Raw genomic sequence first — 25,131 nt, 5'->3', positions numbered from 1 at the left:
ATCTCGGTAAGTTAGCGGCGCACTGCCGGGGAAGAGGGGATTTCGTGCGGGTGAAGTTGGGTGCATTGCTTGCAGCAGCAACGTTTCTGGTGGTGTCGGCGCCGCCCGCGCCGGCGCGGCCACCGGTGGTCCTCAAGGTCGCGATCGTGCAGCAGATCGACTCGTTGAACCCGTTCCTCGCGGTGTTCCAGTCGAGCACCGAGGTCGGCCGGTTGATGTACGACCCCCTCACCGCCTACACCGCGGCGGACCAGGCGGTCACCGAGGGCCTGGCGAACAGGTGGGAGTCCTCGGCGGACAAGCTCACCTGGACCTTCACCGTCCCCGACGGCAAGAAGTGGTCCGACGGGGCGCCCATCACGGCGCACGACGTCGCGTTCACCTACAACCTGATGCTGACCGACGAGGTGGCCCGCACCGCCAACGGCAGCTTCGTCACCAACTTCGCGTCCGTCACCGCGCCCGACGACCGGACGGTGGTGATCCGGACGAAGACGCCGCAGGTGACGATGCTGGCGCTGGACGTGCCGATCGTGCCCAGGCACGTGTGGGAGAAGGTCGGCAGCGTCAAGGACCACGCCAACGACGCGATGCCGGTGGTCGGGTCGGGGCCGTTCGTGCTCACCGAGCACGTGGCGGGGCAGTTCATCAAGCTCAGGGCCAACAAGACCTACTGGCGGGGCGCGCCGAAGGTCGACGAGCTGCACTTCGTGTACTTCCAGAACTCCGACGCGGCGGTGCAGGCGCTGGCCAAGGGCGAGGTCGACCTGGTCAACCGGATGGCGCCGGCGCAGTTCGACTCGTTGCAGGGCAAGCCGGGCGTCACGCGCAACAAGGCGCAGGGCCGCCGCTTCACCGAGCTGATGATCAACCCCGGCGCGCAGACCCGCACCGGCGTGCCGATCGGCGACGGGCACCCCGCGCTGCGCGACGTCCGGGTCCGCCGGGCGCTCGCGCAGGCGATCGACCTCGACGCGCTGGTGCAGCGGGTGAACCTCGGCTACGCGGAGAAGGGCGCCGGGCTGGTGCCGCCGGTGTTCGGCAAGTGGCACTGGCGCCCGGAGGCCTCCGCGCAGCACCCGTTCGACCCGGCCGCGGCCGGCGCGGCGCTGGACGCCGCCGGGTTCCCGCGCGGCGCCGACGGCACCCGGTTCGCGCTGCGGCTGATCGGCCGGGCCGGGCGCGCCTACGACGAGCAGGCGAGCGAGTACCTCAAGCGGTCGATGAGCGACGTGGGCATCGCGCTGGACGTGCGGCTGGTGTCGGACAACCAGCTCAACGAGGCCACCACCGCCGCGACCTACGACCTGGCGTTCTCGGGCTGGTCGGCCAACATCGACCCCGACTTCATCCTCGGCCTGCACACCTGTGCGCAGCGGCCGGGCGCGGACGGCAAGGGCGGCACCACCGACACCTACTTCTGCGACGAGACCTACGACCGGCTCTACGCCCGGCAGCTCTCGGAGTTCGACGAGGACAAGCGCGTGGAGATCGTCAAGCAGCTGCAGGCGCGGTTCTACGACCAGGTGCCCGCGGTGGTGCTGGCCTACGACAACGCGCTGGAGGGCTACCGGTCCGATCGCTTCACGCGGTTCACGACGCAGCCCGCGCAGGGCGGTGTGATCATGGCGCAGAACGGCATGTGGGGCTACTACGGCGCCGAACCGGCCGAGCGCGTCGCCCAGGCGCAGGGCTCGCGGTGGATCGGGCTCGCGATCGGCGGCGCGGTGGTCGTGGTGCTGGCGCTGGCGGTGGTGCTGGTGACGCGGCGGCGCAGGGCCACGGCCGAGGAGCGCGAGTAGGTGCGTCTGCTCGGTCGGGCCGGTGGGGCCGCACTCAGCCTGCTGATGGTGGCGGTGCTGGGGTTCTTCCTGTTCCGGGTGGTGCCCGGCGACCCCGTGGTGTCGATGACGCGCGGCAGGCCGACGACCCCGGAGGCCCAGGCCGCGCTGCGGGCGCAGTTCGGCCTGGACCGCCCGCTGCACGAGCAGTTCTTCAGCTACTTCACCGCGCTGCTGCGCGGCGACCTGGGCACCTCGTTCACGTTCCGCCGCCCGGTGGCCGAGGTGGTCCTCGAGCGGCTGGGACCGACGCTGCTGCTCGTGGGCACGTCGACGGTGATCGCCGTGGCGCTGGGGTTGTGGCTCGGGGTGCTGGCGGCGTGGCGGCGCGGCTCGGCGTTCGACCGGGTCACGACGGGGGTGTCGCTGACGCTGTGGGCGGTGCCGACGTTCTGGCTGGGCATGCTGCTGATGATGGTGACGGGGGACTTCTTCCCGTCGCGGGGCATGCGCGACACCGACACGGCGCCGGACTTCCTCTCGCAGGCGCTCGACGTCGGTCACCACCTGGTGCTGCCGTCGATCACCCTGGTGGCGGTGGTGTGCGCGGAGTACGCGCTGGTGATGCGGTCGTCGTTGCTGGAGGAGCTGCACGCCCCCTACCTGACGACGGCGCGGGCCAAGGGGCTGCGCGACGACCTGGTGCGGCGGCGCCACGCCGTGCCGAACGCGGTGCTGCCGGCGATCACGCTGGTGTTCCTGCGGTTCGGGCTGGTGGTGTCGGGGGCGATCACGACGGAGACGGTGTTCTCGTGGCCGGGCCTGGGGTTGTTGTTCTACGACGCGCTGACGGGCCCGGACTACTTCCTGCTGCAGGGGTTGCTGGTCGTGACGGCGGGCGCGGTCGTGGTGATGAACCTGCTGGCCGACGTGTTGCACGGTGTCCTGGATCCACGGGTGAAGGTGGTATGAGCGCGAAGTTCCTCACGCACCGCACGGGGGTGGCGGGTGCGGCGGTTCTGGCCGTGGCGGCGGTCGTCGCCGTCGTCGCGCCGCTGCTGATCGATCCGGGGTCCCTGGACGTCACTCGGGTGACGGCGGCGCCGTGGCAGGCGCCGGACGCGCGGCACTGGCTGGGCACCGACCACACCGGCCGGTCGGTGGCGCTGCTGCTGGTCCGGGGGGCGGGGACGTCGTTGTTCGTGGGGCTGACGGCGGCGGTGCTGGCGGTGGGCATCGGCACGGCCGTGGGGGTCGTGAGCGGTCACTTCGGCGGCCTGCCGGCGGGGGTGCTGCTGCGGGTGACGGACTTCTTCCTGGTGCTGCCCGCGCTGGTGCTGGCGATCGCGTTGTCGACGGTGCTGCCGCGCGGCCTGGGCACGATCATCCTCGCGATCGGCCTGACCAGCTGGCCGTCGACGGCGCGGATGGTGCGGGCGCAGACGCTGACGATCGAGGCGCGTCCGTTCGTGGAACGCGCACGGGCGCTGGGCGGCGGTCACGCGCACGTGATCGCGCGGCACGTGCTGCCGTCGGTGGTGCCGCTGGTGCTGGTCAACGCGACGCTGGCGGTGGCGTCGGCGATCGTGGCGGAGTCGACGCTGGCGTTTCTGGGGCTGGGTGACCCGGCGCGGATCTCGTGGGGCGCGATGCTGCACCAGGCGCAGCTGCACGGGGCGGTGCCGCAGGGTGCGTGGTGGTTCCTGCTGCCGCCGGGGCTGGCGATCGTGGCCGTGGTGCTGGCGTTCACGCTCGTGGGGCGCGCGCTCGAAGCCGTCGTGACGCCGAGGAGGTGAAGCCGGTGCTGGAGCTGAGGAACCTCACCGTCCACTACGGACCGAAACGCGTCGTCGACGACGTGGACCTGACGCTGGCGCCGGGGCGGACGCTCGGGCTGGCGGGGGAGTCGGGGTCGGGCAAGTCGACGGTGGCGATGTCGGTGCTGCGGCTGCTGCCCAGGACGGCGCGGGTCGACGGGCAGGTGCTGCTCGACGGCGAGGACGTGCGGACGATGTCGTGGGGCCGGCTGCGGGCGGTGCGGTGGGCGTCGGCGTCGGTGGTGTTCCAGGGGGCGATGCACGCGCTCAACCCGGTGCGGCGCGTGGGTGAGCAGATCGCCGAGCCGATGCGCCTGCACGGCACGCCCGGCAGCGTGGCCGAGCTGCTGGAACAGGTGGAGCTGCCGCCTCAGAAGGCGCGGGCCTACCCGCACGAGCTCTCGGGCGGGCAGAAGCAGCGGATCATGATCGCGATGGCGCTGGCGTGCGGGCCGCGGCTGGTGATCGCCGACGAACCGACCACCGCGCTGGACGTCGTCGTGCAGGCGCAGGTGCTGGCGCTGATGACGCGGCTGGTGGCCGAGCGGGACCTGGCGCTGCTGATGATCAGCCACGACCTGTCGGTGCTCGCGCAGACGTGCGAGGACCTCGCGGTGATGCAGCACGGCCGGCTGGTGGAACGCGGCCGCACGCGGGAGGTGGTCGCGAACCCGCGCCACCCGCACACCGCGGCGCTGACGGCGGCGTTCCCGGTGATCGGCGACCGGCGGCACCGCTGGGCCGAGCCCCGGCCGGCTCCGGAACCGCTGCTGCGGGTGCGGGACCTGGTGGTCGACTACGGCCGCACGCGCGCGGTCGACGGGGTGGACCTGACCGTCGGGCACGGGGAGGTCGTGGCGCTGGTCGGGCAGTCCGGCTCCGGCAAGACGACCCTCGCCCGCACCATCATGGGGCTGCGCCGGCCGTCCTCCGGTCGGGTGATCTTCGACGGGGCGGAGGTGCCGCGCGGAGGCAGGGCGCTCAAGGCGTTCCGGCGCCAGGTCCAGCTGGTGCTGCAAGATCCCTCCAGCGCGCTCAACCCGCGGCACACGGTGTTCGAGGCGGTCGCGGAGGGCCTGCGGGTGCACGGGCTGCGCGAGGACGAGGAAGCGCAGGTCACAGCCGCTGTGGAACGGGCCGAGCTGCGCCCGGCGAGCCTGTACCTGCGGTCGCTGCCGCACGAGCTGTCCGGGGGCCAGCAGCAGCGGGTGGTGATCGCCGGGGCACTGGTGCTGCGGCCCCGTCTGCTGGTGGCCGACGAGCCCGTCGCGTCGCTGGACGCCTCCGTGCGCGGGGAGGTCGTGGCGCTGCTGCTGCGGTTGCGCCGCGAACTGGGCCTTGCATCATTGCTCATCACGCACGACCTAGGGCTGGCGTGGCAGATCGCCGACCGGGTCGCGGTGATGCACCAGGGGAACATCGTGGAACAAGGCCCAGCCGAAGAAATCCTCCTCACCCCCGCCCACGACTACACCCGCGCCCTGCTGGCCGCGGTGCCGGTGCTCGGGCCGCGGGCCGCCGGGTGATCCCGGCCGGACACGCCCGCCACCGGGCCTGCCTGACGCCCGCCGAGATCGGCCGGGGCGGCGCGGACGGCTGGGTGGACGCCGCCGGGGCGGCGGCGCTCGCGGCGCTGACGTGGCACGACCTGGGCCGCCCGCCCGGAGTGCTGGGCGAGCTCGCCGGGGCCACCGATGCCGCGCACGTGCTGGCGCTGTGCCGGGTGCTCGCCGCGACCACCCGCGCCGACACCACCGCCGTGTGGCGCTACCTGGCCGCGGACTGGGCGGGCACCGGTGAGCGCTCGGACGGCCGGCGGCGGTTCCTGCTGGACCGCGCGCAGCGGGGCGAGGGCCTGGACTGGCGCAGCCACGCCGCGGTGATGGGCACCACGCGCCCCGAGGACGTCGACGCGGCGCTGGACCGCGACGAGGACCTGGCGGGGGTGTCGGTGATCGGCCTGGCCCTGTCGCACCCCGACCCGTGGGCCGTGCTGCCCCGCGTGGCGCGGGCGCTGGACCACAACCGCCTCGAGGTGCGCGGGCAGGGCGCGACGGCGCTGGCGCACGTGGCGCGGCGGCACGGCGTGGTGTCGCGGGAGTGCCTGCGGGTGCTGCGCCGCCATCCCCACGACGGCGCCGAGGACGACCTGTGGACCTTCGTCGCCCACCACCGGCTGCCGCCGTGGCTGTGGTGGCGTCGGCTCAGGACACGGCCACGGAGGCGAGTTCCGCGCGCACGGCGTGCTCGGTTACCCGGTTGCGCTGTGCCCGCGCCCGCTCCAGGGCGTCCTCGAAGTGCCGGCGGGCCTGCTCGGGGTCGCCCGCGCAGCGGGCGACGCGGCCCCGCTCGACCGCGATGTGGCAGCGCATCTCGTCGGGCCCGTACCAGCCGCCCGGACACAGCTCCCACGCCCGGTCGCACTCCTGCCGGGCGGTCTCGAAGTCCCCGGTGAGGCGGGCGAGCCCGGCCAGGCCGAGGTGGGCTCCCGCGCGCACCAGCGGTGCCCCGGCACGCCGGGCGAGGCCGAGCGCGAGGACGAAGTCGGCCCGGGCGCCGTCGAGGTCACCGGCGGCCAGCCTCGCCCGGGCCCTGCCGCAGACGGCTTCGGCGGTGTCCTCGGTGGCGCCGAGCTCGGTGAGCAGCGCGCGGGCCCGTTCGACGTGCCGCAGGGCGTGCACGGCGTCGCCCTCGGCCAGGGCGATCTCGGCGAGCTGGGTGAACGCCAGCGCCGCACCCCACCGGTCACCCACCCGCGTGAACGCCGCCGCGCCCCGGCGCAGCAGCTGCACGGCCGTGGCCACGTCCCCGCCCATGCGGGCCAGCAGTCCGTCGCCGACCAGCGCGAGCGCCGCGCTCCACGGGTCGTCGCCCAGCAGCCTCGCGCGGTGGTACCGGACCTCGGAGTCGCTCTCCGGCGCGCCGAGCGCCATGCCCCACAGCATCGTCATGATCGGGTAGCGCGGCGGGACGTCGAGGGCCGTGAGCAGGGCGCCGGCCTGCCGGATGCGCGCGCTCTGGTCGCCGGTGGCGACAGGCCAGGCCAGCAGCAGGCACAGCGCGTACTCCTGCTCACGGCCTGAAGGCGGGATCTCGCCGCACGCGTGCAGCACGGCGTCGGCGTGGCGGGCGGCTTCGGTGCGCAGCCCGCGGCACCAGTAGTAGGTGGCCAGCGCCGCGACCAGCTCCAAGGCGAGACCGAGGTCGCCGGTGGTGGCCCAGGTGAGCGCGGCGGCGAGGTTGTCGTGCTCGGCGGTGAGCCGCGCCAGCCAGTCGATCTGCTCGTGGGCGCGCAGGTGCGGCTCGGCCTGCCGGACGCGGGCGAGGAACCAGCGGGCGTGCCGCTCGCGCAGGTCCGGCGCGTGCTCCGCGCAGAACGCGCGGATCGTGTCGAGCATCCGGTAGCGCTCGCCGGTGACCTCGACCAGCGACTTGTCCACCAGCGACGTCAGGGTGTCGACGTCGGACCCGCACACCCGCAGCGCGGCGTCGAGGGTCGCGCCGCCGCTGAAGACGGTGAAGCGGGCGGCGAGGTCGCGTTCGGCGGGGGTGAGCAGCTCCCAGCTCCACTCCACGACGGCGTGCAGGGTGCGGTGGCGGGGCACGGCGGTGCGGCTGCCCCGCGACAGCAGCCGGAACCGGTCGTCCAGGCGGGCGAGGACCTCGGCCGGCGGCAGGGACCGCACGCGGGCGGCGGCCAGCTCGACGGCCAGGGCGATGCCGTCGAGGCGGCGGCACACCTCCGCGACCAGGGCGGGATCGGCGGTGAAGCCGGGCCGCACGGCCCGGGCGCGGTCGAGGAACAGGCGGGTGGCGGCGTCGTCGTCCAGCGCGCCCACGGGGCTCAGCGTCTCACCGGTGATGCCGAGCGCTTCGCGGCTGGTCGCGAGGACCCGCACGTCCGGGCAGGCGGCGAGCACACCGCCGAGCACGCGTGCGGCCTCCTCGACGACGTGTTCGCAGTTGTCGACGACCAGCACGACCTCGCGGGCCGCGAGCGCTTCGCGCAGCCGTGCCTCGGCGCCGACCGGTCCCGCCGGCAGCAGCCCGGCCTCGCGCACACCGATGCCGTCGAGCAGCGCGCGTGCGACGTCGGTGGTGGCGCTGAGGTCGACGAACGCCACCTCACCCGGTTCGCGGTGCGCGACCTCGACCGCCAGCCGGGTCTTGCCCGTGCCGCCGGGGCCGGTGAGCGTGACCAGCCGCGACTCCCGCAGCGACCGGGCGACGCGACGCAGGTCGTCGTCACGGCCGACGAAGCTGGTCAGCTGAGCGGGCACACCCCGGTGCGGCGCCTGCGCGCGCAGCACGCCCAAGTGCGCGGCGGCCAGCACGGGGGAGGGGTCGACACCGAGCTCGTCGGCCAGCAGCTCACGGCCCCGCGCGAACACCTCCAGCGCCTCGCTCTGCCGCCCGTCGCGGTGCAGGGCCCGGATCAGCGCCGCCCGCAGGTCCTCGCGCAACGGGTGCCCGGCGAGCAGCTCGCGCAGCCGGGCCGTCGTGCCGCCCGCGATCGCGCAGTCGATCAGCAGCTCCGTCAACGCCTGCCGCGCGACCTGCGCGAACGGCGCCTCGACATCGGCGAGCGCGGGCCCGCGCCACAACGCCAGCGCCTCGGCCGCCCGTCCGGCGGCCAGCAGGTCGCGGCACCGCCGGTGGTCGACCTCGGCCGGATCGGCGACGAGCCGGTACCCCGCGGGGTGGTGCTCGACGACCAGGCCCGGCACGGTGCGCCGCAGCCGCGAGACCTGCGACTGCAGGGCGTTGGCCGCCCCGGCGGGAGGCTCGGCGTACAAGCCGCCGATCAGCTGGTCGCGGCCCACGACCCGCCCGGCGGCGAGCACCAGCATCGCCAGCAGGGCGCGTTGCCGCGGCGCCGCGACCCCCACACCGTCGACCAGCACCGGACCGAGCACCCCGAACCTCACGGGCAGGATTGTTCCCCAGCCGCGCGCTCAGCACGGGCGAAACGGGAGCTGGGCCGAACAGGTCGGCACCACCCTGGGCCTGGCATCACCCTGCTCGGCCAGGAGATCGTCCTGCCGGCCTGGGCCGACCCGCATCACGGGACGCCGGGCAGGCCCACAACACCGCCCGGCGTCACAGCACGTGCCCCGTCGTCGCATCCACGTGACCGGGAACCTCGTCGTGGCGGTCACCGACCGTGAGGTCCCCGACGGCTCGAACATCAGGATCGACGCACCACCGGGGGAGACCGGCTTGTGGTAAGTCCCGCGGGGCACCGTGAACACCGCACCCCGCGGCAGCACGACCGTGCGCTCCCCGGACTCCTCACGCAGCACGATCTGCAACTCGCCGCGCAGCACCAGGAAGAACTCGTCGGTGTGGTCGTGCACGTGCCACACGTGCTCACCCTCGACCTTCGCGATCCGCACGTCGTAGTCGTTGACACGCGTGACGATCCGAGGACTCCACAGGACGTCGAACGAAGCCAGGGCGTCATCCAAAGCGATGGGATTCATGCAAACGAGCCTCGCGCATGCCACCACACGACCGTGAGTGCCAGGAATCGCACATGCCGCAAGAATCCTCGCACCGCGTCGTCGTGATCGTCGACGAGAACTCCAACCCGTTCGAACTCGGCTGCGCCACCGAGATCTTCGGCCTGCACCGCCCCGAACTCGGCGGCCGGCTCTACGACTTCCGCCTCTGCTCACCCGACCCGCACACACTCATGCGCGACGGCTTCTTCACCCTCACCGGCGTCAACGACCTCACCATCGCCGACACCGCCGACACCCTCATCGTCCCCAACCGACCCGACGTCGACACACCCCGCCGCCCCGACGTCCTCGACGCGATCCGCCGCGCCCACGCCCGCCGAACCCGCCTCGTCGGCTTCTGCAGCGGCGCCTTCACCCTCGCCGAAGCAGGCGTCCTCGACGGCCGCCGCGCCACCGCCCACTGGCAGTGGACCGGCGAGTTCCGCACCCGCTTCCCGCACGTCCACCTCGAACCCGACGTCCTCTTCGTCGACGACGGCGACATCCTCACCTCCGCCGGCAGCGCCGCCGCCCTCGACCTGGGCCTGCACCTCGTACACCGCGACCACGGCGCCGAAACCGCCCACTCCGTCAGCCGCCGCCTCGTCTTCGCCGCCCACCGCGACGGAGGACAGCGCCAATTCGTCGAACGCCCCGTCCCCGACCTGCCCGACGAGTCCCTCGCCCCCGTCCTCGCCTGGGCCCAGCACCACCTCGACACCCCGCTCACCGTCACCGCGCTCGCCGCCCGCGCCGCCGTCAGCCCCGCCACCCTGCACCGCCGCTTCCAGGCACAACTCGGCACCACACCCCTCGCGTGGCTCACCGCCGAACGCGTCACCCTGGCCCGCCGCCTGATCGAACTGGGGGAGAAGCGCCTCGACGTCATCGCCCGCCGCACCGGCCTCGGCACCACCGCCAACCTCCGCGCCGTCCTGCGCCGCGAAACCGGCCTCACCCCCTCGGACTACCGCCGCCGCTTCAGCCCAGCACCCCCGCACTGACCCGCCACACCATCAACTCCCGAACAGGTCCCCGACAACCCCGACCCGCTCCAGCACCTCATCCGCCGTGAACACCAGATCCTCCACGACCTCGCACTCCTCGACCTCGTCCCACGTCACCGGCGTCGACACCGCCGGCCGCTCACGAGCCCGCAACGAATACGGCGCCACCGTCGTCTTCGCCGGGTTGTTCTGCGACCAGTCGATCAACACCCTCCCCGGACGCTGCGCCTTCGCCATCGTCGCCACCACCAGCTCCGGCATCTCCCTCGACAACCGCAACGCCACCGCCCGCGCGTACTCCGACGTGTCCTTCGCCGGCGCGTACGCGTACATCTGCATCCCCTTGTTCCCCGACGTCTTCACCCACGAGTCCACCCCGTCGTCGTCGAGCACCACCCGGATCCGCTCCGCCACCCGCGCACACTCCACCACCGTCGCCGGCGCACCCGGATCCAGGTCGAACACCAGCAGATCCGGATCCCGCTTACCCCCACGCGGCCCCACCGTCCACTGCGGCACGTGCAACTCCAACGCCGCCAAATTCGCCAGCCACACCAACGTCGCCAACTCATCCACCATCACGTAGTTGACCGACTCATTGCCCTTCGCACTGCCCGGCGACTCCAACCGCACCGTCCGCACCCACTCCGGACGGTGCTCCGGCGCGTTCTTCTCGAAGAACCACTTCCCGTCCACACCGTTCGGATACCGCTTCAACGTCACCGGACGATCCTTCAGATGAGGCAGCAGCACCGGCGCGATCCGCGTGTAGTAGTCGATCACCTCACCCTTGGTGAACCCGAACCCCGGATACAGCACCTTGTCCAGGTTCGTCAGCTTCAGCACCCGGTCCTCGACCCGCACCACAACCTCTTTCGGCACCTCACCGCTCAATCCGCCGCACCTCCCCGGGAGACTTGTCCGGCCGCAACCCCCGCCACGCCGGGAACCGCATCCGCCCGTCCGGCGTCCACTGCCGGAACACCACCTCCGCCACCAACTCCGGCTCCACCCACCTCGCGCCCCTCGACCTCTCCCTCGGCATCTCCGTCACGAACGGCGACGACCGCCGCGCCAACGCCTGCAACCGCGGCGTCAGCACCGCCAACTCCGCGTCGTTGAACCCGGTACCCACCGAACCCGCGAACGCCAACCCGCCGTCCTGCGGAATACCCAGCAACAACGCGCCGATCACCCCGGCCCGCTTGCCCTCACCCATCCGCCAGCCGCCGATCACCACCTCCTGCGCCATCAGATCCGTGATCTTGCGCCACACCGGCGACCGCGCCCCCGGCTGGTACACCGAGTCCAGCCGCTTCGCCACCACACCCTCGAGACCCTGCTCCCGGCTCGCCGCCAGCACCGACGCCCCGTCCTCGTCGTACGACGGGGGAGTCAGCCAATGCGGCCCCCGCAACTCCAACCCCCGCAACAACTCACGACGCCGGTGAAACGGCAAACCCAGAAGCGACGTGCCATCCAGGTGCAACAGGTCGAACAACAACAACGTCACCGGGTACTGCCGCGCCGCCCGCCGAGCCGCATCCGACTTGCTCACGTGCATCCGGTTCTGCAACGCGCTGAAACTCGGCCGCCCGTCCCGCAACGCCACGATCTCCCCGTCCAGCAACGCCTCCGTCGACCCCAGCTGCTCACCCACACCCTGCAACTCCGGATACGCCACCGTGATCTCGTTGCCCAACCGCGACCACGCCTGCACCCGGCCACCCTCCACCCGCAGGACCGCCCGCACCCCGTCCCACTTGAACTCGTACGCCCACTGGCCGTCATCATCGGAGGGAAGAGGCCCCGGCACCGCCAACATCGGCTTGACCTGCTCCGGCAACACCTGCCAATCCGGCCGCACCGCCGCATGCCGCCGCTTCACCATCCAGTTCCTGCCCTCCGCACCCGACCGGAAGAACACGAACTGACCCCTGGCCCGCTCACCGTGCAACACCACGTCGACCTCGCGGTCCGACCACTTCACCGTCTCGTACCGGCCGCGGTCCCAGATGAACATCTCACCGCCGCCGTACTCACCCCGCGGAATCTCACCCGAGAACTCGGCGTACTCCAACGGGTGATCCTCGGTGTGCACAGCCAGCCGCACCACATCAGTCGTCGGCGGCAACCCCTTCGGCACCGCCCACGACACCAACACCCCGTCACGCTCCAGCCGCACATCCCAATGCAAGCTGCTCGCGTGGTGCTCCTGGATCACGAACGTGTCGTTGCCACCCCTCGGCAACACATCCGCAGCAGCAGGCACGGGCTCCGGAGTCCGCCCCGGATCCCGCTTGCGCCGGTACTCCTCGAGCCCGGCCATCTACGCCGACGAAGCCTTCTTCTTCGGAGCAGCCTTCTTCGCGCCCTTCCGCCCCGCCTTCGCCTTCTCCACACTGCGCTCCAGAGCCGTCATCAGATCGATGACATCACCCTTGTCCTCGGCCTCCGGCTGCTCGGGCAACTCCGCACCCTCCGCCTTCGCCGCGATCACCTTCTCCAGAGCGTCCCGGTAGTCATCGGTGAACGTGTCCGGATCGAAGTCACCCGCCATCGACTCCACCAGCGACGTCGCCATCTTCAACTCCTGCGGCCGCACCTCCACGTCCGAATCCAGGAAGTCGAACTCCGCCTTGCGGATCTCGTCCGGCCACAACATCGTGTGCATCACCAGCACGTCATCCCGCGCCCGGATCGTCGCCAGCGTCTCCTTCTGCCGGATCGTGATCTTCACGACCGCCAGCTGACCCGTCTTCACCAACGCATCCCTGAGCAACACGTACGGACGCGCCGCCGCCTTGTCCGGCTCCAGGTAATAGGTCTTCTGGAAGTAGATCGGATCGATCTCCTCCGCCGGCACGAACTCCAGGACGTCGATCGACTTGTCGGTCTTCACCGGCAACTTCTCGAAGTCCTCGTTCTCCATGATCACCATCCGGCCGTCGTCCAGCTCGTAGCCCTTGGTGATGTCCGAATACTCGACCTCTTCACCGCACACCGAACAGACGCGCTTGTACTTGATGCGCCCGCCGTCCTCCCGGTGCACCTGGTTGAACCGGAAGTCGTGCTCCTCGACAGCCGTGTAAAGACGCACGGCGATCGTCACCAAGCCGAAGGAGATGGCCCCACGCCACACGGATCTCATTCTCATTGAGTACCCCTGAAATGCGGTTTCCGCACCACCAGGTCACCCACTCGGCCCACCTGCCCGGCAACCGGGCGACCCCCGAACCGACCCACCGCACCCAGGGTCCCGCACCCCACCCGACCACCGCCGGACGATCCGAGCTACATGTCCTTCAACGCCCGATACGTCCTGTTGCTCGCCACCGCCGCCCGACGCTCCCGCGCCGTCGCCTCGATGTAGTTCTGACTCGTCGCCAGACTCGCATGCCCCAGCAAAGCCATGATCTCGCTCGCACTCGCCCCGTCCTCGGCCAGCCGCGTCGCGAACGTGTGCCGCAACGCGTGCAGGTTCGCCCCCGTCGGCACCCGGTCGTGCAACCCCGCCCACCGGAAACACGACTTCACCAGGTACTCCAGCCCACCCCGCCCGATCGGCTCACCGTGCCGATCCCGCAGCAACGCGCTGTCCCGGTCGAACCGCCCCTGCGGAAACCGCCGCTTGCAGCTCTTCAGGTACGCCTCCACGATCCGCTCCATCGGCGGCTCGATCGGCACCGACCGGTCCCGGTTGCCCTTGCCCTTCACGTGCAACCGCCGGTCACCCTCCCGCCCCACGATCGACGCCAGCGTCAACGTCCGCATCTCCGCACTGCGCAACCCCGCCACCAACCCCAGCGCGATCACCAGCACGTCCCGCTCCGGCCACGGGTCACGACCCTTCCGCGCCCCCTCCGCCGCGGCCGTCAGCAGCTGCTCGGGCGTGTCCTCACCCCGCAGCGGCTTCGGCACCAGCGGCGGCGTCTTCGGCCGGGCGACCGCCCCCATCGGGTTGCCGGCGATCAGGTCCTCGGCCACGCAGAACGTCAGGAACTGGTTCCACGTCGACCACGCCCGCAGCACCGAGCTCTTGGCGTGCGTGTCCGCGAACAACCCGAAGGCCTGCCGGAGGTGCGACCCGCTGAGGTGCTCGGTGGTCAGGTCCTCGACGGGGCAGGAGAGGGTCTCCGCCAGGAGCGCGTTCACACCGGCGAGATCCCGCTGGTAGGCGGCCGTGGTGTGCGGCGAGTCCTTGCGGGTCCGGCGGGCGAGGAAGAAGGCGTCCTGGGCGGCGAGCACGTGCATATGGATCTTGTACCGCACGGCACCGACAATCCCGCACGAGGGGAGGGGAGCGGTGCACGGTGTGCAGCCGCGTGAGCTGCGGTGACGGTGTTCTCAGCCCGGCGTCGGACGATCACGATCGAGCGAACGGGAGAGCGCTGCGGGGCCCTGGCGGCGCTTCGTCGCGGCGTTCACGCGGCACGGCCGGCGCGAGCGGGTCCACCAGGTGCACTGTGCTGGATAATGGCGATTATGCATCAAATGTCCGTTTCGCCGGGATCGGTCAGGCGGCCGGACGACGCTGGACCGGGTGGCGTCACTTGTCGGGGATCGTGAGCGTAATGGCGCCCCTTCGCGTACGTCTCACTGACGACACGTCGGTGTCGACCGCGCTCCGACATCGCCGTGGATCTGATGTTGAAGCGTCTGCAAGCGCAGTGGGCCTGCCCGTCGGCTGTGCCTTGCAGACGCGCCAACACGGGCGTTTCCAGCCCCTTCCGATGCGATCTTCGCAGGTCGCGGCTTCGCCGATAATCTACATTATGTCAAGTAACCGAGATCGGGTCCGCCTCCGCTGCCGTCCCGGCGGTCTCCTGCGACGCCTCCGGTCCTGACGACACCCGGCGGCACCGCGCCGGTTCGCCCAGACGGCTTCTGCGGGCGTTTCGCGTCGCCGGCGCGACCCGTCCGTCCCGCCGGCTTGCCCGGGACCGCCGGATCGCCGATGTCGGACGCCTGCTGCTCTCGCGGCGACGCCTCCACCGCCTTTCGTCACCGTGGCGTTAGGGACTCGTGCGGCCGCAGTGGCAGGCTGCTCGGCCATGATCGATGACTTCGCGAAGGCGTACCTGCACAGCGATCTGCGTGAGTTGCGCGAGGTGCTGGTGTGGAAGCTCGAGGGGCTGGACGAGGCGGACGTGCGGCGGCCGCTGACCGCGTCCGGGACGAACCTGCTGGGACTGGTGAAGCACCTGGCGTTGTCGGAGTCGCGCTACTTCGGTGAGGTGTTCGGCCGGCCGTTCCCGGAGCCGATGCCGCGGTGGGACGACCTGTCGGCGCGGGGTCAGGACATGCGGGCGACGGATCTGGAGTCGCGTGAGGAGATCGTGGCGCGCTATCGGCGGGTGTGGGCGCATTCGGACGCGACGATCGGGGCTTTGGCGGTGGACTCCCCCGGTCATGTGCCGTGGTGGCCGCGTCCTGACGTGATGTTGTTCAACGTGTTGGTGCACGTGACGACGGAGACGGCGCGGCACGCGGGTCACGCGGACATCCTGCGGGAGCAGCTCGACGGGGCGACCGGCGAGGGTCGTTAGGTCGTTTGTGCTGGTCAGGGTCTTGTCGATGATCTTGTCGGGGGTGGTTGGGACACTCGGGGCATGCGATACGCGATCTATGTTCCTTCGTTCGGTGAGTCGCTGGGTGATCCGTCGGTGCTGGTGTCGCTGGGGGTGGCGGCGGAGGAGGCCGGGTGGGACGGCTTCTTCCTGTGGGACCACGTGGTGGTGCCGGACGAGCCGGTGGTGGCGGATGTCTGGGTGACGCTGGGTGCGGTGGCGGCGCGGACGTCGCGGGTGGTGCTGGGGCCGTTGGTGACGTCGTTGGGGCGGCGTCGGCCGTGGAAGGTGGCGTTGGAGGCGTCGACGTTGCAGCGGTTGTCCGGTGGGCGGCTGGTGCTGGGGATTGGTGCGGGTGTGCCGCAGGACTTCTCCCCCTTCGGCGAGCGGGTGTCGCGGGCGGAGGCGATGTCGGAGGGGGTGGAGCTGCTGCGGGGGTTGTTGTCGGGTGAGGTGGTGGAGCACCGGGGTGAGGTGTTCCGGGTGAGTGGTGTGCGGTTTGCTCCGGTGGAGGTGCCGGTGTGGGTTGGTGGGGTGTGGCCGCGGTCGGTGCCGTTCCGGGCGGCGGGGCATGCGGCGGGGGTGGTGCCGGCGACGTTCGGTGCGGAGGGGTTGGTGGTGCTCTCCCCTGCTGATGCCGCTCGGGTGAAGGCGGATTTCGTGGCGTCGGGTGGGTCGGTGGAGGGTGATGTGGTGCTGTGGGGTGGTGCTGAGTTGCCGGTGGACGTGGCGGGGTACGAGGCGGCGGGTGTGACGTGGATGTTGACCGATGGTGGGGCGCGGGGGCTTGAGGAGTTGCGGGCGTTCGTGGCTGCCGGTCCCCCGCGGTCAGGCGCGTAGTCCGCGGAGCAGGGTGTCGAGGTAGCGGCGTGCGGTGGGGAGGCGGTCGGCTGGGCTGTCGCTGTGGACGTAGGTGGCGTAGGAGATGCCGCACATGAGCGGGACGAGGTCGGCGTCGTCGAGGCCGGGGCGGAGGGCTCCGGCCTCGCGGGCGCGGGCGAGGAGCTGGGCGCCGGCGGTGAGGATGCGGGTCTTGAGTTCGGTGGTGCGGGGCAGGACGTCGTGGGCGGTGGCGGAGACCTTGGCGAGGGCGGGGTCGGTGACCTGGCCTTCGACGAGTTCGGTGAGGTAGTCGGCGAAGGCGGTCCACGGGTCGTCGTGGTCGAGGGATTTTTCGCCGTGGTCCGCGAGTGCTTCGAGGCGGGGTGCGGCGACTGTTTCGAGGAGTGCTTCGGTGGTCGGGAAGTGCCGGTAGACGGTGCCGACGCCGAGGCCTGCGCGGCGGGCGACGTCGTTGAGCTGCAGCGGGGTTCCTTCGTCGACGAGTTCTCTGGCGACGGTGAGGATGTGCTCCCAGTTGCGGGCGGCGTCCTTTCGCTGGGGCGTCATGTTCTCCAGGTTAATTGGATACGCCATCCGGAATGCGTCCGAGTGGGGCGTGGCGTTCGCTGAGCCGGCGTACTGCTTGCTGCACGTGGGGGTCGGTGGCGGTCCGGGTGGGTGTGACGGGTTTGCCGTGGCGGCCGATGACGGTGCCGTTGGGGTGTGTTCCGGTGGCGGCTTCGATCGACGGGAGCGCCGCGGCGGCGGCGGAGCCGGAGGTGGAGCGTTCGAAGGTGCGTCGTACGAGCGGCCAGAGCACTCTCAGGCCCGGTGAGACGATTTTGGGGTCGTGCATGGTTCCGTCGGTCATGTCGGTGGCCGCTCCCCCCGGGTCGGCCGCGAGGACGTCCACTGCGGTTGTGTCGAGTCGGCGTGCGAGGTCGAGGGTGTAGGCGAGGTTGGCGAGCTTGGCGCGTCCGTACCAGTGGAAGCCGTAGTAGCCGCCGGGTGGTTCGACGTGGTCGAAGACCTTCTTGGCGGTGATGACGGCGCCGGAGGTGACGTTGACGATGCGGCGGGTGAGTGCGGGCAGGAGCAGTTCGGTGAGCAGGTAGGGCGAGAGGTGGTTGACGACGAAGGAGGCTTCGACGCCGTCGATGAGGGTGTGGTCGGGGTACAGGGCGCCGACGTTGTTGACGAGCAGGTCGAGGTCTCCCCCGGTGGTGATGCGGGCGGCGAGGGCGCGGACCTGGTCGAGTGAGGCGAGGTCGGCTTGGTGGAACTGGGCGGGTTCCCCTTGCTGTGCGTTGATGGTGTCGACGGCTCGTGCGCCGCGTTCGGCGTTGCGTCCGATGACGGTGACGGCGAATCCGGCTCTGGTGAGTCCGAGTGCGGTTCGAGTCCGATGCCGCCGGTTCCGGCGGTGATGACTGCTCGGCGTGTCATGACGTCCTCCGATATGGATAGTTCATCCACTTACCGGTGCGACGCTAGCACAGATATGGATTATCTATCCGCTTCGGTGTGGGTGAGAATGCCGCCGTGGATCCGGGGGTGGTCGGTCAGGCGGCGGGCATGTTCGCGGTGACGAACGTCGACGACCTGGTGCTGCTGGCGCTGTTCTTCGCGCGGGCCCGGTCGCCGTGGCAGGTGGTGACGGGTCAGTACCTGGGTTTCACGGGCATCCTGGCCGTCGCGGTCGTCGGCGCGCTCGGTGCTTCCCTGCTGCCGGAGCAGGTGCGCCCGTGGCTCGGTCTCCTCCCCCTGGTGCTCGGTCTCAAGGCGGCGTGGTCGCTGTGGCGGGGGTCGGAGGACGAGGACGAGCCGGACGCCGCGCCGGGTGTTCTCGCGATGGCCGGCGTGACGCTCGCGAACGGCGGCGACAACATCGGCGTGTACGTCCCGGTGTTCACAGTGGCGGACTCGTTGTGGGTCTACGTCGTGGTGTTCCTGGTGCTGGTCGGTGTGTGGTGTCTCGCGGGCTGGTTCCTGGCCTCGCGCCAGGTGGTGGCGCGCGCTCTGGCGAAGTGGGGTCACCTCGCCCTGCCCGTCGTGCTGATCGCGATCGGTCTTTTGGTGTTGTTCTCGGGATGAGCGCGGCCAAGATCAGGTAGACACGTCCGGGTGCGGACGACCTACAGCTACGTCGAAGCGGTGAAGATCCTCGGCGGCCAGAACCACCCGGTGGTCGCCGCGATGGACAGGCTGCTCGGCGGTGCGTTGCTGGCGGGGTCGCTGGGGCTGTGGCAGGTGCTGGACCTGTTCGACGCCAAGCCCGACTTCACCCGGTTGTTCTCCGACCTCGTCACGAAGGTGACCGAGAAGCGCCGTGGCCTCAACCGCTACGACCGCACGCAACGGCTGCATGCGGCCCACTCGGTCATCGTGGTGACGGCGTACTTCGAGGTGCTGCGCGAGCTGGAGCTGCCGTTCTCGTTCTCGGCGGAAGACGAGACCCTTTTGCAGTTCGGGCACCCGTTCGAGAAGCCGTTGCCCGTGCCGTCGGCGGGCCGGAGCCACGAGGCGAACCTGGTCGTGGTCCGCACCTTCTACGAGGAGCTCAACCACGACCTCGAACGGGTCTCGACGGGATCGGCGGCGTGGGACGAGCTCTCCGAGGCGGAGAAGGAGGGGACGCTCGCGTCGTACCGGGTGCTGCCCGAGCGCGCGGTGCGCCGCTACCGGGAGCTGTTCCGGCAGCTCGCGGTGGACTGCCCCGAGGTGGCGTTCTGGGCGTCGATGGAGGACCACCGCGCCACCAGGGCGGCGCTTGCGCGGCTGGAGGACGTGCTGCGCGAGGTGACGGCCGAGCCGGTGCGCGACGTGTGGCTCACGGAGCTGGCGGCGGTGTACTCGGCGGCGCTGCGACGGCCGCTGGTCCCCTCCGACGGCGGGCAGCGGATCCCGGTGCTCGGTGAGGCGTACGTCGACCCCCGGTTCCAGCTGCTGGTGAACACCGACCGGGAGACGGTGCCCTCGACGGCCGGGTACTGGGCCCACCGGCCGGAGCGGACCGATCTCTACGCCTACCTGGCGGGCCACCTGACGTCGGCCGAGGCGTGGTGGTCGCCGTTGCTGGTGCTGGGTGACCCCGGGTCGGGCAAGTCGGTGCTCACGGAGGTGCTGGCGGCGCGGCTGTCGGCCGCGGGGACGCCCGTGGTGCGGGTCGAGCTGCGCACCGCGCAGGCCGACTCGGACGTGCGGCAGCAGATCGAGCACGGCCTGCGGCGGCTGCTCGACGAACCCGTGGGCTGGGCGGCGTTCTCCCGCGCCACCGGGGGTTCGGTGCCCGTGGTGGTCCTCGACGGGCTGGACGAGCTGATGCAGGCGACCGGGGTGAGCCAGAACCGGTACCTGACGACGATCGCGGAGCTCCAGCGCGACCTCGCCGACAAGGAACGGCCGGCGGCGTTCGTGGTGACGAGCCGGCTCAGCGTGTGCGCGGGTCTGGCGTTGCCCCCGATGTCGCACGTGGTGCGGCTGCTGCCGTTCTCCGACGAGCAGGTGCGGCAGTGGCTGCGGGTGTGGAACGAGGGCGGTGCGCCGCTGCCCGCCGAGGTGGCGCTGGAGTACCCGGAGCTGGCCGAGCAGCCGCTGCTGTTGCTGATGTTGGCGTTGTACGACGCGGTGGACGGCGCGTTGCAGCGCGACCACCAGCAGATCAGCCGGGGACAGCTCTACGAGCGGCTGCTGGAGCGGTTCGCCCGGCGTGAGGTCGAGAAGTCCCCTGTCGAACGCACCGAGGAGGGCCTGGACGACGACGTCGAGTTCGAGCTGGACCGGTTGTCGGTGGTGGCGCTCGCGATGTTCAACCGCGGCGTGCAATGGGTGACCGGGGACCAGGTGACGGCTGACCTCGCCGCGCTGCTCGAGGTCGGCTCGGCGGACAGGTCCGTGGGTGCGCGCACTCCCCTGTCCTCCGGTGACCTGGCGCTGGGGCGGTTCTTCTTCGTGCAGAAGACCGAGGCGGTGCGGGGCGACGACACGAAGCTCGCCACCTACGAGTTCCTGCACGCCACCTTCGGCGAGTACCTGGTCGCGCGGTTCGTCTGGCGGACGCTGACGGATCTGCTCCGTGAGGATGCGGCCAAGTCGCGTCGCAAGACCACCGTGGACGACACCGAGCTGTACTCGGTGCTGTCGTTCATGGCGCTGACCACCAGCAAGCCCGTCCTGGACTTCCTGCGCGAGCTCGCGGACGACGACCGGATGTTCGACCTGGTCGTGCGGCTGCTGGAGACGAGGGACGACCGTCGCGTGACGCGGACGGCCTACGAGCCGGTCCCGTTGCCCGACTCCACCCGTGAGGCGAAGTACGCGGCCAACCTCGTGACGTTGACGCTGGTGCTGCGGGAGAAGGTGTACGCGCCCGATCTGCGGTTCGGCGTCGACGACTGGCGGCGGGCGGCGCTGTTCTGGAAGTCGCGGCTGTCCGCCGCGGAGTGGGCGAGCTTCGTGCGGTGCGTGTGGCTGACCCGCGACCGCGAGCAGCACTTCCACCTCAGCCTGCACAAGGGAGCGGGTGCCGAGGCGGAGCCGGAATGGCTGCTGATGTCGGAGCCGTACGTCACCTTGGACGAGGTCAGCCTGACGTGGCGGGACGCGATGCAGCCCCTGACGTCCGTGCATTCGATCAACGATGCCATCACTCTCGTTGATCTCGCAGCGACACCCGTGTCGAGGTGTGTGCCGGTGCTGCAACGATTGATCAAGGCCTCCCTGCGGCATCGTGAGTCGTGTGCTCGCATCGGGATCGGTGGTGACGACCTGGCGATCCTCTCGGCCTTTGCGGAGGAGTGGGTGTACGACAGCACTGAGGCGTTGGAAGCGTGGGTACGGCTGCACGAGCGCGGCTTCCGGTTCCCGGCGACGCGCGCATACCTCTCCACAGAGGAACTGCTCACCGAAATCGACGAGGATGTGTATGAAGGACGACCCGATCTGCTCAAGCGGGCCAAGGTGGCGGCGGCTGAGTTGGGTCTTGAATGGTCGCCGACAGGGCCCCGGCGATCGCGGCCAGGTCCTGTTCGCTGAGGTCGCGCTCCCCCACCTTGCGCAGCACCTCGGTGCGCGAGCACACCACGACCGCGCCGGTGTGGCCGCCCAGCTCGGCGGCGGCCACGATCTGCGTCGAGCCCTGGTGCACGACCAGGACCGGGTCGGGGGTGTCGGTGTAGAGCAAGTGCTCGATGTCCCGTCCGGTGATGGCCATGCTCAGTCTTGTACGGCGCGGGCGTAGCGGGCCGCAAGAGAGCGAACGTGTGCCACGAGCTCGGGTGGTGAGGTGACCTCGAAGTCGAAGCCGAGCAGGCCGATCCACACGGCGAGGGTCTCGACGGAGTCGGAGCCGAGGGCGAGGACGCAGGTGGTGTCGTCGATGGCTTCGACGGTGCCGACGGCGGCGTGGATGCGGGCGGCGACGGCGTCGGCCGGGGCGTGGACGAGGACGCGGGCCTGGAAGCGCCAGGCGGCCTGGCTGACGCGGGAGGCGACGTAGCCGGTGGCGTCGAACTCGCGCGGGGTGAAGCGGGGTCCGTGCGGGGGCCGGGGCGGGTCGATGCGGTCGACGCGGAAGCTGCGCCAGTCCCGCCTGTCGGCGTCGAAGGCGACGAGGTACCAGCGGCGGCCCCAGTTGACGAGGCGGTGGGGTTCGACGCGGCGGCGGGTGGAGGTGCCGTCGTGGGAGCGGTAGTCGAAGCGCAGGGTGTCGTTGTCGCGGCAGGCGGCGGCGAGGGTGGAGAGCAGTTCCGGGTCGAGGGCCGGGGCCGGGTTGTCGTGCGGGACGGACTCGACCTGGTCGAGGGCGGCGACGCGGTGGCGCAGGCGGGAGGGCAGGACCTGCTCCAGCTTGAGCAGGGCGCGCAGGGAGACCTCCTGCAGGCCCGTGACGGGGTTGGCGCGCAGGGCGGCGGCCACGGCGACGGCTTCGTTGTCGTCGAGCAGCAGGGGCGGGAGCTCGGCGCCGGCGCCGAGCCGGTAGCCGCCGAAGGAGCCGGTGGTGGCGTTGACGGGGTAGCCGAGCTCGCGCAGCCGGTCGACGTCGCGGCGCACGGTGCGGGGGCTGACCTGCAGCTCGTCGGCGAGTTCGCCGCCCTGCCAGTCGCGGCGTGACTGCAGCAGGGCGAGCAGGCGCAGCAGGCGCGCCGAGGTTTCCAGCATGGTCCGACACTTTAGGACGGACTCTGTCCGCATGGATTGTGGGACCGGCCAGGTCGAGGGGCGCGTGGGAGTTCGGCGGCGGTGCTCCCCGGCTTCAGGCATCCGCCTTCGGTGGGCGTGGTGATCTCCAGGTGTAGCTCGCGGAGTCGAAGGTCATCCCGGGGCATGCCTCAGTGGGTCGAAGCGGGTGTGTGGGGGTTGGCGGGCGGCGGTGCGCTCGTGCTGGGGGCGCTCGTCGCCTGGTTCGTCCGGGTACCGCGGGACGTGGTCGCCGTGGTGATGGCGTTCGGTGCCGGGGTGCTGATGGCGGCCGCGGCGTTCGAGCTGATGGACGAGGCCGAGCAGACCGGCGGCCTGCTCGCGACCTCCGCGGGGTTCCTCGGCGGTGCGGTGGCGTACGTGCTGGCCAACGCGGTGCTCGCCCGCCGTGGCGCCCGGCACCGCAAGCGCAGCAGCAACCAGCCCACGGAGTCCGAGCAGGAGGGCAGCGGGTCGGCGATCGCGGTCGGGGCGCTGCTCGACGGCGTGCCGGAGTCGGTGGTGCTGGGGGTGTCGTTGCTCGGCGGTGGCGGGGTCGGGGTGGCGATGCTGGCGGCGGTGGTCATCTCCAACGTCCCGGAAGGGCTCTCCAGCGTCGCGGGCATGAAACGCGCGGGCCGCGGCGCCGGGTACGTGTTCGGGGTGTGGGGTGCGATCGCGGTGGCCAGCGGGGTGTCCGCGGCGCTGGGCAACGTGCTGCTCGACGGGGCGTCGCCGCAGCTGATCGCGGTGATCACCGCCGTGGCGGCGGGGGCGATCCTGGCGATGATCGCGGACACGATGATCCCCGAGGCCTACGAACGCGCGCGCCTGTACACCGGGTTGTGCACGACGGCCGGGTTCCTGACGGCGTTCGTGGTGGAACGGCTCGGCTAGGCGCGCCAGACGGTGGCGCTGCGGGTCTCGGAGCTCTCCAGCGTCAGCGGCACCGGCACCTCGTAGCGGGCCTGGGCGGCGAACCGGTCCCGCGGCAGGTGCGCGCGGTCCGGGTCGCCCAGCAGCACCAGCGCACCCCGTGCGGCGGCCCTGGCCAGGAACGGCAGCACCAGGGCGGTGATCTCCGCGTCGTAGAACACGTCCCCGGCCAGCACCACGTCGGCTCCGCGGGCATCGCCGTCGAGCCGGTCACCGCCCAGGGCGGTGACGGTGACGCCGTTGGCGGCGGCGTTGAGCTCCACGGCCGCGAGCGCGAGCGGGTCGATGTCGTTGGCCGTCACGCACTCGGCTCCGGCCAGGGCCGCCGCGATCGCCACCAGGCCGGAGCCGGACGCGAGGTCGAAGACCTTCCTGCCGCGGACCAGACCCGCGTGGTCGAGCACGTGCCGCGCGAGGGCCTGGCCGCCCGCCCAGGGGAACGCCCAGAACGGCGGCTGGTCGTGGCGGGTGCGTTCCCACAGGTCCATCGCCTCGACCGCGCTGTGCAGCACCACCTCCGGCACCAGCGGCACCGGCACCGGCGAGGTGTGGGCGAGCACGAAGTCGGTGAGCGCGGGCGCGGACATGACGGTGAAGCTTAGGGGCAGCGCGCCGGATGCCCGCAGAGCCGAACGGACGCAGATCGCGCGGTCACGTTCCGCCGGTCACCCGCAGGATCGAGCCCGTGGCGTAGGAGGCCTCGTCCGAGAGCAGCCACGCGATGGCGTTCGCGATCTCCTCCACCTCTCCGGGACGGCCCAGGGGCACCCGCCCGGCGACGCGGTCGGGGCGGTCGGGCTGGCCGGAGAGCCGGTGGATGTCGGTGCGGACGGTGCCGGGCTGCACGCCGTTGACGCGGATGCCGCGCGGCGCGAGCTCTTTGCCCAGGCCGATCGTCAGCGCGTCGACGGCGGCCTTGGTGGCGGCGTAGTGCACGTACTCCCCCGGGCTGCCCAGCGTCGCCGCGCCGGAGGAGACGTTCACGATCGCGCCGCGGGTCATGCGCCGCGCGGCCTCGCGGGCGACGAAGATCGCGCCGACGACGTTCACGTCCACGACGCGGCGCAGGTCCTCGGTGCGCAGCTCGGCCAGCGGGCCGGACGGGGAGGTGATGCCCGCGTTGTTGACCACGCCGGTGATGTCGTCGCCGGCCGCGTCGAACAGGCGCACCACGTCGTCCTCGTTCGCGGTGTCGGCCTGCACCGCGAGCACGCCCAGCTCCTGTTCCAGCGCGCGGGCCTCGTCGGCGGCCTGGCGGTAGCTGATCACGACCCGGTGCCCGTCGCGCACGAGCCTGCGCGCGGTCGCGGCACCGATACCCCGGCTTCCCCCGGTGATCACCGTCGTCATACCGCCACCCTATGTGTTCGAGCACGCGAATCCCCTGGCTGTCGCGGTGCCGGTGCGCCGTCGTGCAGTCGCCGCGGCGCCACGAGCTGAGCGCCACCCCCGTCGGGGAGTACCGCGGCTTCGAGTCGCAGGGCCGTGACACTCGCCCGATCTGGTTTCATCGCGGC

At 71.4% G+C, this 25,131-nt stretch carries 22 protein-coding genes and 2 pseudogenes; 10 read left to right on the top strand and 14 right to left on the bottom strand.

Going from position 1 to position 25,131, the window contains the following annotated elements:
- Positions 1-92 precede the first annotated feature (92 nt).
- The 4 genes from V1227_RS07550 to nikE are packed head-to-tail and all read left to right on the top strand — an operon-like array spanning position 93 to position 5,124.
- A complete protein-coding gene (locus tag V1227_RS07550; protein WP_329791773.1) occupies positions 93-1,802 on the top strand; it encodes an ABC transporter substrate-binding protein in 1,710 nt (569 codons plus the stop codon).
- Positions 1,803-2,753: an ABC transporter permease gene (locus V1227_RS07545; protein ID WP_442916468.1), complete on the top strand. Its 951-nt coding sequence runs from the start codon at positions 1,803-1,805 to the stop codon at positions 2,751-2,753.
- The gene (locus V1227_RS07540; protein WP_329791772.1) at positions 2,750-3,577 is read left to right on the top strand and encodes an ABC transporter permease; all 828 of its coding nucleotides are present in this window, start codon (positions 2,750-2,752) and stop codon (positions 3,575-3,577) included. The genes V1227_RS07545 and V1227_RS07540 overlap by 4 nt, the downstream gene beginning before the upstream one ends.
- Positions 3,574-5,124 (top strand): ABC transporter ATP-binding protein, encoded by a 1,551-nt coding sequence (nikE, locus tag V1227_RS07535; protein ID WP_329791771.1) that lies wholly within the window; start codon positions 3,574-3,576, stop codon positions 5,122-5,124. The genes V1227_RS07540 and nikE overlap by 4 nt, the downstream gene beginning before the upstream one ends.
- On the opposite strand, the gene V1227_RS07530 is transcribed toward nikE, so the two are convergent.
- The 3 genes and pseudogenes from V1227_RS07530 to V1227_RS07520 all read right to left on the bottom strand — a co-directional run bounded on the left by V1227_RS07530 (position 5,067) and on the right by V1227_RS07520 (position 9,081).
- Complete coding sequence (locus V1227_RS07530) at positions 5,067-5,768, bottom strand: hypothetical protein (protein ID WP_329791770.1); 702 nt, start codon at positions 5,766-5,768, stop codon at positions 5,067-5,069. The genes nikE and V1227_RS07530 overlap by 58 nt on opposite strands.
- Positions 5,769-5,802: 34 nt before the next feature.
- Positions 5,803-8,526, bottom strand: a complete 2,724-nt coding sequence (locus V1227_RS07525) for a BTAD domain-containing putative transcriptional regulator (RefSeq protein WP_329791769.1) — start codon at positions 8,524-8,526, stop codon at positions 5,803-5,805.
- Between the two features lie 172 nt (positions 8,527-8,698).
- Positions 8,699-9,081 (bottom strand): annotated as a pseudogene (locus V1227_RS07520) (cupin domain-containing protein).
- A gap of 53 nt (positions 9,082-9,134) precedes the next feature.
- Here V1227_RS07520 and V1227_RS07515 point away from each other — a divergent pair.
- Positions 9,135-10,106, top strand: coding sequence for a GlxA family transcriptional regulator (locus tag V1227_RS07515; RefSeq protein ID WP_329791768.1), 972 nt, complete (start codon positions 9,135-9,137; stop codon positions 10,104-10,106).
- A 12-nt stretch (positions 10,107-10,118) separates the two neighbouring features.
- On the opposite strand, the gene ligD (V1227_RS07510) is transcribed toward V1227_RS07515, so the two are convergent.
- The 4 genes from ligD (V1227_RS07510) to V1227_RS07495 all read right to left on the bottom strand — a co-directional run bounded on the left by ligD (V1227_RS07510) (position 10,119) and on the right by V1227_RS07495 (position 14,381).
- Complete coding sequence (gene ligD, locus V1227_RS07510; RefSeq protein ID WP_329791767.1) at positions 10,119-10,991, bottom strand: non-homologous end-joining DNA ligase; 873 nt, start codon at positions 10,989-10,991, stop codon at positions 10,119-10,121.
- 1 nt (position 10,992) lies between these two features.
- Positions 10,993-12,438 carry a non-homologous end-joining DNA ligase gene (gene ligD, locus V1227_RS07505; protein WP_329791766.1) on the bottom strand — a complete coding sequence of 482 codons (1,446 nt, stop codon included), beginning with the start codon at positions 12,436-12,438 and terminating at the stop codon, positions 10,993-10,995.
- The gene (gene ku / locus V1227_RS07500) at positions 12,439-13,260 is read right to left on the bottom strand and encodes a non-homologous end joining protein Ku (RefSeq protein WP_329791765.1); all 822 of its coding nucleotides are present in this window, start codon (positions 13,258-13,260) and stop codon (positions 12,439-12,441) included. It abuts the gene before it with no gap.
- A gap of 143 nt (positions 13,261-13,403) precedes the next feature.
- Positions 13,404-14,381, bottom strand: coding sequence for a tyrosine-type recombinase/integrase (locus tag V1227_RS07495; protein ID WP_329791764.1), 978 nt, complete (start codon positions 14,379-14,381; stop codon positions 13,404-13,406).
- A 782-nt stretch (positions 14,382-15,163) separates the two neighbouring features.
- Here V1227_RS07495 and V1227_RS07490 point away from each other — a divergent pair.
- Together V1227_RS07490 and V1227_RS07485 are read left to right on the top strand one after the other, a co-directional pair.
- A complete protein-coding gene (locus V1227_RS07490; protein ID WP_329791763.1) occupies positions 15,164-15,658 on the top strand; it encodes a DinB family protein in 495 nt (164 codons plus the stop codon).
- A 63-nt stretch (positions 15,659-15,721) separates the two neighbouring features.
- Entirely contained in the window at positions 15,722-16,519 is a 798-nt protein-coding gene (locus V1227_RS07485; RefSeq protein ID WP_329791762.1) for an LLM class flavin-dependent oxidoreductase, read from the top strand.
- Here the strand turns inward: V1227_RS07485 and V1227_RS07480 are convergent.
- From V1227_RS07480 to V1227_RS40575, 3 genes and pseudogenes are all read right to left on the bottom strand, one after another.
- Entirely contained in the window at positions 16,508-17,068 is a 561-nt protein-coding gene (locus V1227_RS07480; protein ID WP_329791761.1) for a TetR/AcrR family transcriptional regulator, read from the bottom strand. The two genes, V1227_RS07485 and V1227_RS07480, sit on opposite strands and share 12 nt — an antisense overlap.
- A 10-nt stretch (positions 17,069-17,078) precedes the next feature.
- On the bottom strand, positions 17,079-17,372 hold the full coding sequence (locus tag V1227_RS07475) for a hypothetical protein (RefSeq protein WP_329791760.1): 294 nt from the start codon (positions 17,370-17,372) through the stop codon (positions 17,079-17,081).
- A gap of 27 nt (positions 17,373-17,399) precedes the next feature.
- A pseudogene (locus V1227_RS40575) lies at positions 17,400-17,855 on the bottom strand (SDR family NAD(P)-dependent oxidoreductase); the annotation flags it as partial.
- A gap of 188 nt (positions 17,856-18,043) precedes the next feature.
- Between V1227_RS40575 and V1227_RS07465 the strand changes: the two are divergent.
- Together V1227_RS07465 and V1227_RS07460 are read left to right on the top strand one after the other, a co-directional pair.
- Complete coding sequence (locus V1227_RS07465; protein WP_329791758.1) at positions 18,044-18,595, top strand: cadmium resistance transporter; 552 nt, start codon at positions 18,044-18,046, stop codon at positions 18,593-18,595.
- 30 nt (positions 18,596-18,625) lie between these two features.
- A complete protein-coding gene (locus tag V1227_RS07460; protein ID WP_329791757.1) occupies positions 18,626-21,535 on the top strand; it encodes an NACHT domain-containing protein in 2,910 nt (969 codons plus the stop codon).
- Here the strand turns inward: V1227_RS07460 and V1227_RS07455 are convergent.
- Both V1227_RS07455 and V1227_RS07450 read right to left on the bottom strand, forming a co-directional pair.
- A complete protein-coding gene (locus tag V1227_RS07455) occupies positions 21,447-21,713 on the bottom strand; it encodes a hypothetical protein (RefSeq protein ID WP_329791756.1) in 267 nt (88 codons plus the stop codon). The genes V1227_RS07460 and V1227_RS07455 overlap by 89 nt on opposite strands.
- A 2-nt stretch (positions 21,714-21,715) precedes the next feature.
- On the bottom strand, positions 21,716-22,660 hold the full coding sequence (locus V1227_RS07450; protein ID WP_329791755.1) for a helix-turn-helix transcriptional regulator: 945 nt from the start codon (positions 22,658-22,660) through the stop codon (positions 21,716-21,718).
- Positions 22,661-22,825: 165 nt separating this feature from the next.
- Between V1227_RS07450 and V1227_RS07445 the strand changes: the two genes are divergently transcribed.
- Positions 22,826-23,575, top strand: a complete 750-nt coding sequence (locus tag V1227_RS07445; RefSeq protein ID WP_329791753.1) for a ZIP family metal transporter — start codon at positions 22,826-22,828, stop codon at positions 23,573-23,575.
- Here the strand turns inward: V1227_RS07445 and V1227_RS07440 are convergent.
- Together V1227_RS07440 and V1227_RS07435 are read right to left on the bottom strand one after the other, a co-directional pair.
- A complete protein-coding gene (locus V1227_RS07440; protein WP_329791751.1) occupies positions 23,572-24,201 on the bottom strand; it encodes a class I SAM-dependent methyltransferase in 630 nt (209 codons plus the stop codon). The genes V1227_RS07445 and V1227_RS07440 overlap by 4 nt on opposite strands.
- 64 nt (positions 24,202-24,265) lie before the next feature.
- Positions 24,266-24,964, bottom strand: a complete 699-nt coding sequence (locus tag V1227_RS07435) for an SDR family oxidoreductase (RefSeq protein WP_329791750.1) — start codon at positions 24,962-24,964, stop codon at positions 24,266-24,268.
- Positions 24,965-25,131: the final 167 nt, after the last annotated feature.

It is taken from the genome of Lentzea sp. DG1S-22 (genome assembly GCF_036321065.1).
GTDB lineage: Bacteria > Actinomycetota > Actinomycetes > Mycobacteriales > Pseudonocardiaceae > Lentzea > Lentzea jiangxiensis.
Note: the sequence above shows the minus strand (reverse complement) of the source record. Positions and strands in the feature narration are given on the sequence as shown.